This window comes from Streptomyces sp. DT224 (assembly GCF_049844595.1).
In the GTDB taxonomy this organism is placed as follows: domain Bacteria; phylum Actinomycetota; class Actinomycetes; order Streptomycetales; family Streptomycetaceae; genus Streptomyces.
Genome location: NZ_JBNCLI010000019.1, coordinates 1 through 13,383 on the forward strand (window position 1 = coordinate 1; position 13,383 = coordinate 13,383).

The 13,383-nt window shown below is 71.0% G+C and carries 16 protein-coding genes and 1 pseudogene; 9 read left to right on the forward strand and 8 right to left on the reverse strand.

From position 1 onward, the window contains the following. Positions 1-274 precede the first annotated feature (274 nt). A pseudogene (locus tag ACLQ2N_RS34275) lies at positions 275-544 on the reverse strand (site-specific integrase); the annotation flags it as partial. Between the two features lie 196 nt (positions 545-740). Next, positions 741-1,313, reverse strand: coding sequence for an SMI1/KNR4 family protein (locus ACLQ2N_RS34280; RefSeq protein WP_425819401.1), 573 nt, complete (start codon positions 1,311-1,313; stop codon positions 741-743). Here ACLQ2N_RS34280 and ACLQ2N_RS34285 point away from each other — a divergent pair. The 3 genes from ACLQ2N_RS34285 to ACLQ2N_RS34295 all read left to right on the forward strand — a co-directional run bounded on the left by ACLQ2N_RS34285 (position 1,312) and on the right by ACLQ2N_RS34295 (position 2,328). Next, on the forward strand, positions 1,312-1,764 hold the full coding sequence (locus ACLQ2N_RS34285) for a hypothetical protein (protein WP_425819403.1): 453 nt from the start codon (positions 1,312-1,314) through the stop codon (positions 1,762-1,764). The genes ACLQ2N_RS34280 and ACLQ2N_RS34285 overlap by 2 nt on opposite strands. Positions 1,765-1,840: 76 nt before the next feature. Then, positions 1,841-2,089 carry a hypothetical protein gene (locus tag ACLQ2N_RS34290; RefSeq protein ID WP_143621014.1) on the forward strand — a complete coding sequence of 83 codons (249 nt, stop codon included), beginning with the start codon at positions 1,841-1,843 and terminating at the stop codon, positions 2,087-2,089. Then, positions 2,086-2,328, forward strand: a complete 243-nt coding sequence (locus ACLQ2N_RS34295) for a hypothetical protein (protein ID WP_161207978.1) — start codon at positions 2,086-2,088, stop codon at positions 2,326-2,328. The genes ACLQ2N_RS34290 and ACLQ2N_RS34295 overlap by 4 nt, the downstream gene beginning before the upstream one ends. Positions 2,329-2,335: 7 nt before the next feature. Here the strand turns inward: ACLQ2N_RS34295 and ACLQ2N_RS34300 are convergent, their stop codons facing one another. Further along, complete coding sequence (locus ACLQ2N_RS34300) at positions 2,336-3,136, reverse strand: hypothetical protein (protein ID WP_425819405.1); 801 nt, start codon at positions 3,134-3,136, stop codon at positions 2,336-2,338. A gap of 196 nt (positions 3,137-3,332) precedes the next feature. On the opposite strand from ACLQ2N_RS34300, the gene ACLQ2N_RS34305 reads away from it, so the two are divergent. Further along, on the forward strand, positions 3,333-4,340 hold the full coding sequence (locus ACLQ2N_RS34305; RefSeq protein WP_425819407.1) for a phosphotransferase family protein: 1,008 nt from the start codon (positions 3,333-3,335) through the stop codon (positions 4,338-4,340). Positions 4,341-4,347: 7 nt separating this feature from the next. Here the strand turns inward: ACLQ2N_RS34305 and ACLQ2N_RS34310 are convergent, their stop codons facing one another. Together ACLQ2N_RS34310 and mshA are read right to left on the reverse strand one after the other, a co-directional pair. Further along, a complete protein-coding gene (locus tag ACLQ2N_RS34310; RefSeq protein ID WP_425819409.1) occupies positions 4,348-4,872 on the reverse strand; it encodes a YbjN domain-containing protein in 525 nt (174 codons plus the stop codon). 89 nt (positions 4,873-4,961) lie between these two features. Beyond that, positions 4,962-6,326 carry a D-inositol-3-phosphate glycosyltransferase gene (gene mshA, locus ACLQ2N_RS34315; RefSeq protein WP_425819411.1) on the reverse strand — a complete coding sequence of 455 codons (1,365 nt, stop codon included), beginning with the start codon at positions 6,324-6,326 and terminating at the stop codon, positions 4,962-4,964. A 208-nt stretch (positions 6,327-6,534) separates the two neighbouring features. Here mshA and ACLQ2N_RS34320 point away from each other — a divergent pair, with 208 nt between their 5' ends. The 3 genes from ACLQ2N_RS34320 (at position 6,535) to ACLQ2N_RS34330 (ending at position 10,297) form a co-directional block, all read left to right on the forward strand. Then, entirely contained in the window at positions 6,535-7,314 is a 780-nt protein-coding gene (locus ACLQ2N_RS34320; protein ID WP_425819413.1) for a class I SAM-dependent methyltransferase, read from the forward strand. A gap of 303 nt (positions 7,315-7,617) precedes the next feature. Beyond that, positions 7,618-8,670 carry an NlpC/P60 family protein gene (locus ACLQ2N_RS34325; protein WP_425819415.1) on the forward strand — a complete coding sequence of 351 codons (1,053 nt, stop codon included), beginning with the start codon at positions 7,618-7,620 and terminating at the stop codon, positions 8,668-8,670. A gap of 289 nt (positions 8,671-8,959) precedes the next feature. Then, positions 8,960-10,297 (forward strand): PP2C family protein-serine/threonine phosphatase, encoded by a 1,338-nt coding sequence (locus ACLQ2N_RS34330; protein WP_425819417.1) that lies wholly within the window; start codon positions 8,960-8,962, stop codon positions 10,295-10,297. Here ACLQ2N_RS34330 and ACLQ2N_RS34335 read toward each other — a convergent pair. The 3 genes from ACLQ2N_RS34335 to ACLQ2N_RS34345 form a co-directional block, all read right to left on the reverse strand. Continuing rightward, positions 10,279-10,614 (reverse strand): DUF2516 family protein, encoded by a 336-nt coding sequence (locus ACLQ2N_RS34335; protein WP_425819419.1) that lies wholly within the window; start codon positions 10,612-10,614, stop codon positions 10,279-10,281. The two genes, ACLQ2N_RS34330 and ACLQ2N_RS34335, sit on opposite strands and share 19 nt — an antisense overlap. 117 nt (positions 10,615-10,731) lie before the next feature. Beyond that, entirely contained in the window at positions 10,732-11,367 is a 636-nt protein-coding gene (locus ACLQ2N_RS34340; protein ID WP_425819421.1) for a hypothetical protein, read from the reverse strand. A gap of 50 nt (positions 11,368-11,417) precedes the next feature. Continuing rightward, positions 11,418-11,825, reverse strand: coding sequence for a helix-turn-helix domain-containing protein (locus tag ACLQ2N_RS34345; protein WP_383305653.1), 408 nt, complete (start codon positions 11,823-11,825; stop codon positions 11,418-11,420). Positions 11,826-12,016: 191 nt separating this feature from the next. Here ACLQ2N_RS34345 and ACLQ2N_RS34350 point away from each other — a divergent pair, with 191 nt between their 5' ends. Both ACLQ2N_RS34350 and ACLQ2N_RS34355 read left to right on the forward strand, forming a co-directional pair. Next, positions 12,017-12,778: an SMI1/KNR4 family protein gene (locus ACLQ2N_RS34350; protein WP_425819423.1), complete on the forward strand. Its 762-nt coding sequence runs from the start codon at positions 12,017-12,019 to the stop codon at positions 12,776-12,778. 16 nt (positions 12,779-12,794) lie between these two features. Next, positions 12,795-13,139: a hypothetical protein gene (locus ACLQ2N_RS34355; RefSeq protein WP_425819425.1), complete on the forward strand. Its 345-nt coding sequence runs from the start codon at positions 12,795-12,797 to the stop codon at positions 13,137-13,139. Positions 13,140-13,383 lie beyond the last annotated feature (244 nt).

A 13,383-nucleotide genomic window follows, 5' to 3' on the forward strand; every position in this document is an offset into this window, starting at 1 on the left:
CCCATCCCAGCATGAGACCGCTCAACGCACGGCGGCCTCACCGCGATCAAGATCACGATCTACAGCTGGAGTATTAGCGGCAGGGCCGCAGTCGGCCTGCCGCCTCTGGGGCGTGGTCTCAGTTGCGACTGAACTGCACCCTGAACGACAGCAGGACGCCAGCTGGGATCGCGATGATCGGTGCACCTCCCTCCGACAAGGCCAGAAGGGTGCTGCCGACGCCGAGGCTGATGGCGCCAGGCTCACGTGGGATCAGCTCGATGCGTAGGCCGGACGCCTCTTCGTTGAGCGAGGTACGCCAGATGGGCCCGCCGCGTGGTGCGGTGAGGATCAGCCGCTTGGTCACCAGCGGTCCCTCGGCGATCTTCCAGGGCAGCGTGATCCCGACCGGCGGGAACTCCTTCATGTGGGCACGCAGAGCGTCGGCGACGGGGCCAGGGAGCGGCGTGTCCCGAAGCTTGCCGCCCTTGGGCGGGGCGAAGACGGGCTTACTGCGGCTCAGCTTGAGCTGTTGGGACACCTGCAGGGTCTCCGACTCGAAATCGAAGAGAAGTGCGACACTCCTCTACATGAGTCGGCCCGCCGCGACAGAAAAGTCACAACGCTCCGCGCGGAGTTGAGAGCGCGGCAGGGGCTCTTGGTCAGAACCAGTGATTCGTAGGCCGCTGAGAACAGTGCTCGGCCCCGGTCGCCATGGAGCCGAGACGGGTCGAGGGCGGCGGCCGGGCGGTCAACGCTCGTCACAGGCTCACCACCTCCTCCAGGTCGGGGAACCAGGGGCGATCCGCCGCCCAGTGGGTGACCCAGCCCGCGAAGCCCGGAGGGCCGGGCATCTGGCCTCGCTCCCCTCCGAACGGTATGGCCGACTCGCCGTCGAGCATCCATACGGCGCCGCGACGCGTGCCGGAGACGATCAGGTGCCAGTCCATGCCACAGCCCTCAGTGCCCAGGTAAAGGGAACCGTCGAAGGTGATGTCGTCGAGGCGCTCCCAGTACAGTTCGTCGTCGGAGTCGATACCGTCGTCCCACTCCCCGAGCCATTCCTCGGTCAGGGGAAAGGGCCTTTTCAGGAAGCCTGGTTCCGTACGCTCGGACATGTCACCGAGGGCAAGCAGCCCCTCCTTGGGAGGGCCCAGGGGCGACCCGTCGGCGATCTCCGCGACGAAGGTGCGGTACGGCTCGGGCAAGAGGACGCCGTGCTCGGACTCGAAGGCACGGACGGCCTCCCAGCCCAGGGCAGATGTGCTGTTGGTGACCGCGAAAGCGACGCGGAGGGCGGCCAGTTCGGCAGGGTTCGCGTGCTCCGTATTCATGCCCCAAGAAGAACACGCGCCCGCGCGCCGGAAGAAGTGGGTCTGGGCGACCGACGAGATCACCGACGGCATCGCCGCGAAGCCGCAGGACATCGCCCTGCTGGGCGACGGCCCCGTGCCGGCGTACGCGCTGGGCCATGACGTGGGGCCCGACCGCACGCAACGCGAACAGGCCGTGGTCGCCGGGGAGATCGCGCGCAACGGCGAGGGCCGTGGGTTCGTGTGGAGCGGGCACGCACCTCGGGGCTGCGGTGGGGCGCCGGTCTTCGTCGGGCTCCACCTGGCGGACCGCAGCTTCAGGCTCGTGTGCCTCGGCGTGCTGCTGCCCGGCGAGGGGACGGGCGGTACTGCGTGCCACCCCGTAGCCGCCTTCGATCGCATACGTATCGCCGTCAGGGGCCTGCCGCAGCAACCCGCCGCCGAGGCCGCGACGCCCGCCCCGACCCGGTGACGGCGGAGGAGGAAGTGACGCGCGTCACCCCGGCCCGTACCCTGTGTCCCATGCGGGGAAGAGCGGGAGGGCGGTTATGGGTGAGCCTTTGAAGACCTTTGTCGGGGGCGCCGAGGTCGAGGTGCCCAACAGCATTCCGGCGATCCGGGACGCGCTGCCGGAGGGGCGGCGGGCGGAGTTCGAGCGGGCCATCAACGAGGCCGGGGTGCACGAGATCCAGGCCGTGATGCGGCACTGGATGCTGGAGGCCGTGCCCGATCCGGAGGCCGAGCGGATTCTGGACCGGCTGGCGCAGGACGAGGCCGAGAGGCGGAGCGTCGCTTGAGCTTCCGGATCTCCTACGCGCCGCCCGCCGACGACACCCTTGCCAAGATGGCGGACGGTGAAACCTTCCGGGACGAGATGGCGGCGACCCTGGGCCGTGAGCCGTACGGGCACGGGTCGACCGCCGTCAAGGGGGAGCACGATCGCCGGGAGGCGACGGTCGCCGGGGCGATCGTGCTCTACTACGTCTCCGGGTCGGTCCTCACCGTCACCGTCGTACGGCTCGTTCCGCTTCCCTGACGGGCGGTCAGGCCAGCTTCTTAGCCTGCGCGTCGATCACCGCGGTCGGCAGGTCGAAGTCCTCGCCGGAGCCCGCGGCCGCGAGGTTCATCGAGCTGAGCGTGGCGAGCGTCGCGCCCTGACGCAGGGCGGTGAGCTTGAGGGAGTTCTTCTCGCCGTCCGACTCCACCGTCACCGTCCAGGCCGCCGCCTCCTCGCCGCCCTTGACCTGCTCCTCCGCGATCTTGGCGACCTTCTGCTTGTCCCCGGCGACCGTGAGGGTGAAGCCGCCCGCGCAGTCCTTCGCTGCGGCGCGCAGCGCGGCCAGGGCCTCCTCGGCGCCCTTGCCGTCGTACGACGCGAGCGTGGTCATCGTGGTCGTGATGTCGAAGGCGGCCTTGAACGCCTCCTCCGGGTCGGCGATGTCCTTGTCCGCGCCCTTCTTCGGCACGCCGGCCACCTTGCGCTGCGTGGCGGCGACGGGCGAACCAGCCTTGGCGCCCATCAGCGCGTCACCGAAGACGTCACAGGACTCCTTGTCCGCGGTCACGTCCTTGGCGTCGATCAGGTCGGCCGGACCGGCCTTGGTGATCTTGTGGTCCTTGACGTCGCCCTGCGCCAGCGAGACCTGCTCCAGCTCGGCGGCGGACAGCGCCTTCGCGGGGGCCTCCGCGCCCTTGTCGGCGCCCTTCTCCGACGGCTGGGCCGAGGAGCCGGCCGCCTTGCCGCTGTCCTTGTCGTCGCCGTCCGAACCACAGGCGGCGGTGAACAGCGCCAGGGACACCACAGTGGCGGCAACGGCGGTACGGCGTATGACAGTGGGTCGCATGGCCCGTCCTTCTGCTCAAAGTGTTTCGCCCGCACGCGAGCAGCCCCGCCGGGTCCGGCGCGGCTGAGATGGGGGTGTGTGGGGTGAGCCAACTCTATGAGGCCGCTGTGGTTTGGCAATCCTTTACCTTGGGCATCGCACGTGATCGTGACGACGTCGTGATCACTTCGCGCACACCGTTCAGGGGGAGCTCACCGTGCCGATCGATTCCGTTCTCTCCGATGTCCTATACGCGTTGGACGTCCCGCCCGGCCTGGTCGCCTCCTGCGAACCGCTCACCGGGGGCACGTACAACGCCGTCAGCCGCGTCCGGCTGACGGACGGGCGGGACTGGGTGGTGAAGGTGCCGCCGCCGGCCGCCGGGGACCACCTGTCGTACGAAGCCGGGCTGCTGGTGAACGAGGTGACGTTCTACCGGGCCGCCGAGGACGAGCCCGCCGTTCCCCTTCTCGTACGCGCCGAGCTCGGTCCGGCCGCCCCCGCCGGCCCGTACGTGGTCATGTCCGCCCGCCCCGGCCGGCCCTGGCACGAGCTGGCCGGCGCCCTGGCCGACGGTGAGGAGGGGCGGCTGCGTACCGGACTCGGGCGGATCGTGGGCCGGCTGCACGGCGTGCCCGCGCCGGGCGGCTTCGGCTACCCCTCGCAGGCGCTCGGCCCGCTCGTACCCACCTGGCGCCAGGCGTTCGCGACGATGACGGACGCGGTCCTGGCCGACGCGCGGACGTACGCCGCACGGCTTCCCCGTACGGCCGCGGAGATCGGCGACACGGTCGCCGCCGCCTCGTACGTGCTGGACGACGTGACCCGGCCGGCCCTGGTCCACTTCGACCTGTGGCAGGGCAACATCCTGGTCAGCGGCGAGCCGGGCGCACGGCGGGTGGGCGGGGTCATCGACGGGGAGCGGATGTTCTGGGGCGACCCGGTCGCCGACTTCGTGTCGCTCGCCCTGCTGGGTGACATCGCGGACGACAAGGATTTCCTCGCCGGTTACGGGGAAGAGGCGCCGGGCGGGCCCGTGGAGTTCACCGCTTCCCTGCGCCTGCGGCTCGCGCTCTACCGGGCGTACCTGTACCTGATCATGCTGGTGGAGACCGTGCCGCGCGGCACGTCCGGGGAACAGCTCGAGTGGACCTGGAACGAGGTCGCACCCCGGCTGGAGGAGACGCTCACGGAGATCGGGTCGGCGACGCGCGTACGGCGGTGACGCGGGATCAGTCCGCGGGGCGCTGGGTGAGGTGCGCGAAGGCGTCGAGATTGCGGGTGGACTCGCCGCGCGAGACGCGCCAGGCGTACTCCTTGCGGATCGCGGTCGCGAAACCGATCTCCAGCAGGGAGTTGAAGGCACCGTCCGCGGCCTCCAGCACGGACCCGAGCAGCCGGTCCACCTCCTCGGGCGTCACCACGGACAGCGGGAGCCTGCCGGTGAGGTAGATGTCCCCGAGCCGGTCGATCGCGTAACTCACGCCGAACAGGCGCAGGTTCCGCTCCAGCAGCCAGCGGTGCACCGCCGCGTCGTTCTCGTCGGGGTGCCGGATGACGAACGCGTTGAGGGAGAGGCTGTGCGCGCCGACGATCAGTGAGCAGGTGGTGGCCAACTTGCGGGTGCCGGGGAGCTGGACGACGTAACTGCCCGGTGCGGAGCTCTCCCAGTCGAGCCCGGCTTCGGCGAAGCTCGCTTCGAGGATCTGGGCGGCCCGGGTGGCCTCGTTCTTCGCCGGTACGGGTGCGTCAGCCATGTTTCGAGCGTACGTCAGCCGGCAAAGGCGCGCGGCAGGGGCGGGTGGGGCCGCGGTTACGTGGCGACGGCCGGCGGGTACGCCCCCGGTCACGCGTGAAAGGTGCGGGCCCGCCTGCGGTGTTCCTGGACCGCCGCCGTGTAGACCTCCGCGGTGGCCGCCGCCGCGGTGTCCCAGCCGAACTGCCGGGCGTGCTCCGCCGCCGCGCCGCCCATTCGGGCGACCAGCTCCGGCGCCCGCGCGAACCGCTCCAGCGCCTGGGCGTACGCCGCCGGATCGTGCCCGGGTATCAGGAAGCCGCTGACCCCGTCGCGTACGGCCACCGGGAGGCCGCCCACGGCCGCCGCCACGACCGGCGTCCCGGCCGCCTGGGCCTCGACCGCGACGAGCCCGAAGGACTCGCTGTACGAGGGCATGACCAGCACGGACGCGGCCCGGAACCAGTCGGCGAGCTGGTCCTGCCCGACCGGCGGATGGAACCGCACGACATCCGCGACGCCCAGCCGGGCCGCGAGCTTCTGCAGCCCCTCCGGCTTCGCGAGGCCGCTGCCGCTGGGGCCGCCGACGACGGGCACGACGATCCGGGACCGCAGCGAGGGGTCCCGGTCGAGCAGCACGGCGACCGCCCGCAACAGCACGTCGGGCGCCTTCAGCGGCTGTATGCGGCCGGCGAAAAGAGGGATCAGGGCGTCCTGCGGGAGCCCCAGGCGGGCGCGGGCGGCGGCCCGGCCGTCACCGGGGCGGAAACGGTCGAGGTTGACGCCGGGGTGGACGACGGCCACGGACCGCGGGTCGGCGTCGTAGAACCGGACCAGCTCGCCGGCCTCCTCGGCGGTGTTGGCGATCAGCCGGTCGGCGGCGTCCACGATCTGGGTCTCGCCGATGACACGGGCGGCGGGCTCGGGGGTGTCGCCCTCGGCGAGCGCGGCGTTCTTCACCTTCGCCATGGTGTGCATGGCGTGCACGAGGGGAACGCCCCAGCGCTGCGCGGCCAGCCAGCCGACGTGTCCGGAGAGCCAGTAGTGGGAATGGACGAGGTCGTAGTAGCCGGGGCGCTGACCGGCCCACGCCTGCATCACCCCGTGCGTGAAGGCACAGAGCTGCGCGGGCAGCTCCTCCTTGGCCAGGCCCTCGTACGGCCCCGCGTCGACGTGCCGGACGAGGACACCGGGCGCCAGGTCCACGGCGGAGGGCAGCCCGCCGGTGGTGGAGCGGGTGAAGATCTCGACCTCGATGTTGATCGCGGCGAGCCGCTTGGCCAGCTCCACGATGTACACGTTCATCCCGCCGGCGTCGCCCGTCCCCGGCTGGTGCAGCGGGGAGGTGTGCACGGAGAGCATCGCGATGCGGCGGGGCCTGCGGTGAACGGCGGCGAAGGAGCCGGTGAGACCTGCGGGGAACCTGCGACGCGGTGCGCCACGGCTGCTGCCGAGCCGAGAGACGTACTGGGTCACGTCGTCCGTCCTCCTCGCTGGGCCCCGGTGCCCGCACGGTTCACGGCATGGCACCGAAGGGGCGCACGGTCCCTTCGAGGTGGGGAACAGCGGAATCCCTCCCTTCATTTCCGCTTTGCCAAATCATTACGGTGCGGGACCCGGGGCCGTTGCGACGGCCTCCCGCCCGTCGGCGCCCGCATCCGCCCGGATCGTTACGCTCGGTGTCATGCGCCCGATCGGCACCGCGACCCGCGGGACCACCCACCCGAACCGGCTGCGCCGCATGGACCGCTGGATCGCCGCCACGCACGGCCCCGCCCTGCGCCGCGCCGACGCCCCCGTCGCCGTCGACCTCGGCTACGGAGCCGCACCCTGGACCGCCGTCGAGCTGCTGGAGCGCCTGCGCACCGCCGAACCGCGCACGGTGGTGGTCGGCGTCGAGATCTCCCCGGAGCGGGTCGCCGCCGCGCAGCCGTACGCCCGCGAGGGCCTGACCTTCCGGCACGGCGGCTTCGAGATCCCGTTGCCGGAGCGGCCTTCCCTGATCCGGGCGGCGAACGTGCTGCGCCAGTACGACGAGGGTGGGGTGGCCGCCGTCTGGCAGCGGCTGTGCGAGCGGCTGGCGCCGGGCGGGCTGCTGGTGGAGGGCACCTGCGACGAGATCGGGCGCCGGCACGTGTGGGTGGCGCTGGGGCCGGAGGGGCCGCGCACGGTGACCTTCGCGACCCGGCTCGGCTCGCTGGACCGGCCGTCCGATCTCGCCGAACGGCTGCCGAAGGCGCTGATCCACCGCAATGTCCCGGGTGAGCGGGTGCACGCCTTCCTGCGCGACTTCGACCGGGCGTGGGCGGCCGCGGCGCCCTACGCCTCACTGGGGGCCCGGCAGCGCTGGATCGCGGCGGTGCGGGCACTCTCGGGCGACTGGCCGCTGAGTGACGGGGTGCGCCGGTGGCGCCAGGGCGAGGTCACGGTGGCGTGGGAGGCGCTGGAGCCCCAGGGGTGGTGAGGGGGCGCACTCGGGCGGTGCGGGGGCGCACCCTCGTTGCGCCGGGATTCACCCCCGCGGCGGGAACGGCCGGCGGGCATCGTTCGTCGGAGTGGGTGGGGCATCGGGGGCGCGGGGGTGGCGGGGAGTGACGGAACAGCGAAGTGCCGCCCGACGGCCGGAGTGTGTCTGCCTCTGTTGCTTTTCAGTACGGCATGGCACGATCTGGTCGACGCCGCATGTTACTGACGGTTAACCAGATAGTGGTCCCATCAGACCGCCGGGACCGCTCGAACGGTTGGGAACTGCTCGGAGGGGGAGCTCGTGTACCGACGCCACTGTGCCGCCGCCGCGATGACTCTGGGCTGCGCGCTGGCGGTCCTCGCCTCGCCGGTCCAGGCATTCGCCGCACCGACACCGCCCGGGTCCGCCGATGGGGGCGGGAAGAGCCTGGAAGAGGTGCGCGCGGAGATCGACGAGCTGTACCTCGAGGCGGGCGCCGCCACGGACGCGTACAACCTCGCCGAGGAGAAGGCGAAGAAGCAGTCGGGCGAGCTGGTCGAGCTGGCGCAGTCGATAGTCGAGGGCCAGGCGAAGATCGCCGCCCTCAAGAACCGGGCCGGCGCCCAGGCCCGCGAGGAGTACCGCAACGCAGGGCTCCCGCCGGGCGCGCGGCTCATGCTCAGCGGCGACCCTCAGCTCTTCCTCGACGGCATCAGCCGCACGCGCCAGGGCCAGCAGGCCACGAAGGGGCTCCTGACGCAACTGAAGAGGACCCAGCAGGACTTGGAGACGTACACCAAGGACGCCAGCATCAACTGGACCAAGCTGGAAGCCGACCGGGTCAAGCAGGCCAAGGCCAAGAAGAAGATCAACGCGCAGATAGCGGCGGCGAAGAAGCTGGAGTCGCAGCTCGAGAAGAAGGAACGGGCCCGGCTCCTCGAACTCGAACGGGAGGCGGCGCGACAGGCGCAGAGCGCCTGGCTCGACTCCGGCGCGCTGAAGGAGATCAACCGGGACGCGAGCCCGCTCGGCAAGAAGGCGGTGGCCTTCGCGACCGCGCAGATCGGCAAGCCGTACGTCTGGGGCGCGGAAGGCCCCACGTCGTACGACTGCTCCGGGCTGACGTCCCAGGCGTGGGCGGCGGCGGGCCGCCCGATCCCGCGCACCTCGCAGGAGCAGTGGCGGCTGCTGCCGCACATCGCGATCAAGGACATGCGCCCCGGCGACCTGATCATCTACCACGCCGACGCCACCCACGTCGGCATGTACGTGGGCAACGGCCAGATCGTCCACGCCCCCCGCCCCGGCCGCGACGTCACCCTGGCGGGCGCGGGCTCCATGCAGATACTCGGCGTGGTCCGCCCCGACGCGTAGTCCCCGGGCGGACGGCGGGCCGGTCCGTCGGCGGGTGCGCGTCCGCGTGAGGCGGGCCACTGCACGGGGGTCGGGCGGCGTGACCTTTGTCATGCCGGCATCGGCCGCCCCGGTGCGGCTCACCGTGCCTGATCCGTGGTGGGACGCGGCTTATGGCGGCGCATGCGCCAGGCCCGGCGGGCGGGTCGGCATTCCGTTCCCGTGCTCCGTACCGCTATGGTCCCCGTCTGGCGGAACGTCGATCGTCGTTCCGCCGCGCCCTCGGGGGGAGGGAAGGAAACCCGAACCGATGCCCGTACCCGTACCGCAGCCGTGTTCCGCACCCGCCGCGGAGAACAGCTCCGGCGCCGGCCTCACCCTCCTCGTGATCGAGGACGACCCGGCGGGAACCTTCACCGCGCCGGAGCTCTCCGCCGCGGCCGGTGCCCGGGTCCGTATCCGTGCCGCCCGCAACCTCACCGAGGCGGGCCGGCTCCTCACCGACGACGTGGACTGCATCCTGCTCGACCTCGCCCTGCCGGCCGGTGCCGAGGCCCGGGGCGACGGGGAGGGCGAGGAGGACGGGCTCGCCACGCTCAAGCACGTCCTGCGGATCGCGCCCCGGCACGCCGTGCTCGCCCTCACCGCGGAGGACGACGCCGAGCTGGCCGCCGAGGCGGTCCGGGTCGGCGCGCAGGACTATCTCTTCCGGGGCGAGCTGGACAGCAGGCTGCTGAGCCGGGCCATCCGGTACGCCGTCGAACGCAAACGGGCCGACGTCGCACAGCACCAGCTCACCGAGTCCCGGCTGCGCGCCCAGGAGAACGCCCGGCTGGAGCGCGGGCTGCTTCCCACCCCGCTCCTCGACGGCTCCGATCTGCGCTTCGCGGCGCGCTACCGCCCGGGCCGCAGCCGCGCCCTGCTCGGCGGGGACTTCTACGACACGGTCCGCACCCCGGACGGCACGGTGCACGCGATGATCGGCGACGTCAGCGGCCACGGCCCCGACGAGGCCGCGCTCGGCGTGGAACTGCGCATAGCGTGGCGCGCGTTGACGCTGGCGGGGCTGTGCGGCGACGAGCTGCTGTCCACGCTCCAGGAGGTCCTGGAGCACGAGCGGGAGAGCGAGGAGATCTTCGCGACGCTGTGCACGGTGGACATCGCCCCGGACGGCCGCCGCGCGGGCCTGTGCCTGGCAGGGCACCCCGCGCCGCTGATCGCCCGGCACGGACGGGCCGCGCAGCTGCTCCCCTACGAGGACGGCGGGCCTGCCCTGGGCCTGCTGCCGCGGGCGCGGTGGCCGCGCCGCCAGGTGGAGCTGGGCGGCGCGTGGAGCCTGATGATGTACACGGACGGACTGATCGAGGGCCGCGTCGGCGACGGCACGCAGCGCCTCGGCCAGGACGGCATGGTGGCCATGGTCAACCGGCAGCTCGCCGAGGGGCTGACCGGCGAGGAGCTGCTGGAAGCGGCGGTCGCCCAGGTGCGGGAGCTGAACGGCGGCGAGCTGACGGACGACGTCGCGGTCCTGCTGCTCGACCGCGACCAGGACACCGCCCGGCACCGGGCTCCGGGCGGCGCGCGGAGCGTGAACATTCCGCGCCCGCGCCCGGCCTCATCGGCGCGGGCTCAGCGCCCGCCGTTGTAGGGGCCGTACGGGCCGTCGCTGCTGGAGCCGCCGCGGCGGCGGCCACCGCCGGTGACGGCCTTGAGGGCGGGCCGTACGTCCACGAAGAAGACGATGGTGGCGATCAGGCCGGCGAGCTGCAGGAAGAGCCACGGAACCCAGAGGTTCACCGCCACCGCGACGCCGAGGACGATCAGCCAGAACGACTTCTTCTGCTTGTCCGCGGCGCGGTAGGCGTCCTCACGAACCATCAGGGCCATGACCAGAGCGACCACGGCAAGAACGAGCATGGCCGTGTAGAGCAGCCCGAGGAACGAGTTGAAGCCTTCGAGCAACATGATGTGCACCGCCTAGTCAGTGGAGAGCGCCTCGCGGCCAAGGTACCGGGACAACGACCGGGCCATCCGGAATGTGCCCGCCCGCCGTCCCGGCACACCTGTGCCGGGACACCGGTGCTACTTGCCGGAGGGCGGGGTGGTCTTCTTCGCCGCGGGCTTCCGTGCCGGCGCCTTCTTGGCGGCGGCGGGCTTGGCTGCGGCGGGCTTGGCGGTGGCGGGCTTGGCGGTGGCCGGCTTCGTGGCGGGAGTGGCCTTCGTGGTGGGGGCCGGCTTCGGCGCGGCGGCCGGCTCGGACTCCTTGCGCGGCTCGACGACGACGGCGATCTCCACGATCTCGTCGGCGGTCTCGCCCCGCCACGTCCGCACGGTGCGCTCGCCGCGCTCGGCGACCTTCTCGTACGTCTCACGGGCCCGTACGGCGTACTCGGCGGCCACGCCCACCCCGCGCAGCGCCAGGTCCTGGGCGTTCTCGCCGAGCTTCTTCAGGTCGGTGTCGAAGGCGCCGATCACCTCGGTGACCTTGGCCTGCAGGACGGCCTGCGCCTCCCGGGCCTGCTCGGTGACCCTCTCCTGTACGGCCTTGGGGTCGGTGTTGCGTACGGCCTCGATCCGCTCCGGGGCCTCGGCCCGCAGCTGTTCGAGCAGCGCGGGCACCTTGCGGGCCTGGCGGACGGCCAGGTCGGCGGTGCCGGCGGCGAAGTAGAGGGGGGTCGGGTCGGTGAGGGTCTTGCGCAGGTCATCGGTGATGGCCATGACTGTGGTCCTCCCGGATCATCGGACTGACTGTGAGGGTGATGGGGCTCTCAGGCTGTATCGGCAGCACTGCCGTCGGCATTGAAGGGAGCGTCTGCCCCGGGCTCGTCGTCCACACCGTTCTCCTTGCGGAAGGAGGCGTAGATCTGGAGCAGCACGCTCTTCTGGCGCTCGTTGATCGACGGATCGGCGAGGATCACCGCCCGCGTCTCCAGTTCGTCCTGCTGCCGCTCGTCCAGAATCCCGGCCCGTACGTACAGGGTCTCGGCGGAGATGCGCAGCGCCTTCGCGACCTGCTGCAACACCTCGGCGCTCGGCTTGCGCAGCCCGCGCTCGATCTGGCTGAGGTAGGGGTTGGAGACCCCGGCGGCGTCGGCGAGCTGCCGCAGGGAGAGCTGCGCGCTGCGGCGCTGCTCCCGCAGATACTCGCCGAGATTGCCGACGTTGAGTGAGGCCATGCCTCGATGCTGCCCCCGCTCGCTAACTTTTGCAAGCAGGCGCTTGCAAAAGTGTTCCCTCCCACACGTGTGCCGCGAAGCCGTCGGCAACGACTGTTGTCCGTTCTCAGTAGATGTGGCGAGTCCCAGTGGTTCTGGCAAACGACCTGGCGGAGTCCCGGCGAAGCTGGCCGGCCTGTACGGTCCACCGCATGGTTGACGAGTTCGATGTGGCTCAAGCTCTGCGCGGTGGGATACGCGACAGGGCGCGAGCCTGGGGCTTCGTTCGGGACTTTGCCGCAGCGTGGGCGGAGCCGCTCGCCGACGGCACAGGTACGCGAGCGGAGGAGCTGGAGCGAGCCGAGGAGATGCTGGGGCTCACGCTGCCGACCGCGTTGCGCGAGGCGTACTCGCTTCTCGGTACGCGTCCCGACCTCACCGGCAACCAGGACCCGCTGCTGCGCCCTTCCGAGCTGTTCGTGCACGACGAGTTCGGTGGAGTGCTCGTCTTCCGCAGCGAGAACCAGGGATGCGCTTTCTGGGGAGTGCGGCTGCGGGACCTCGGTCAGGACGATCCGCCGGTGTTCGTCCAGTCACGGGATGGTTGGGTCCGCTACCTGGAGCGGGTCTCCCTGGCCTGTGTCGAGCTCGTACTCAGCGAGACACTGCTTGGCAGCGAAGGACGGCTCTACAACGCCTGCGAACTTCCCGCCAGCCTGATTCGAGAGCTGCCGAGTCGGTTCGCGCCGGTGGAGTTTCCCGAGTACCCGATGTGGACGGGGAAGGAAGAGTCACCCGTGTGCTGGTTTTCCGCGCCGGGGAAGCTCTTGCGGCTCGACGGACTGAGTGATCACAGCTGGCTGCACGTTCGGGGAAGTACGTTCGCCGATCTGGAGTCGCTCTGCGCCGCCCTCCCCGGCCACTGGGTACGTGGGTACTCAGAGCCGTTGGAAGCCGACGAACTGCCTTTCTAGGCATCCGAGGGTCTGCTTGGATGACCGGAAAGTCATCAGGCGACGCGTCGACGAGCGGGAGTTCATCGCCACCTACCCGGAGTTCGTCACCATGCTCGGCATGGTGGCCGACCCTGCTTGGCGAGCACGACGGGCACCTCGCCAATGGGTGAACCTAAGCCAGCACCGGCGCACGATCGACGCCGTCTACGCAGAAGCCGAGCACCGGCTCAACGTCCCATCTCTCCGAGAGAATCGACACTCCCACACCTTCTACAACGACGCCCTCTTTCGCTGGACTGACTCCCTGGGACGATCACTGATGCTGGTGACGACGCCGGACGACTACGACGCCCTGCGGGAAGAGTCCCACCAGAACTGAAAAGCACCAGGCCACGGCCGTGCCGTCCGACAGAACAAATGGGACCGTCCCAGCTCTCTCAACCAGGCGCATCACTGCGCAGATCCACTGGGCCGCCTGGCTTCGAACCCGTCCCAGCAGAACTGACAAGGCCCAGGTCAGAGACACCTCCTCGACCCAGATATTTCGGGAACGGACAACTGTCCTGTCTCCGTGATGTCCGGGCAGTCTCGGAGATCTCCTGGCATGTGAGAGATGGTCTCGG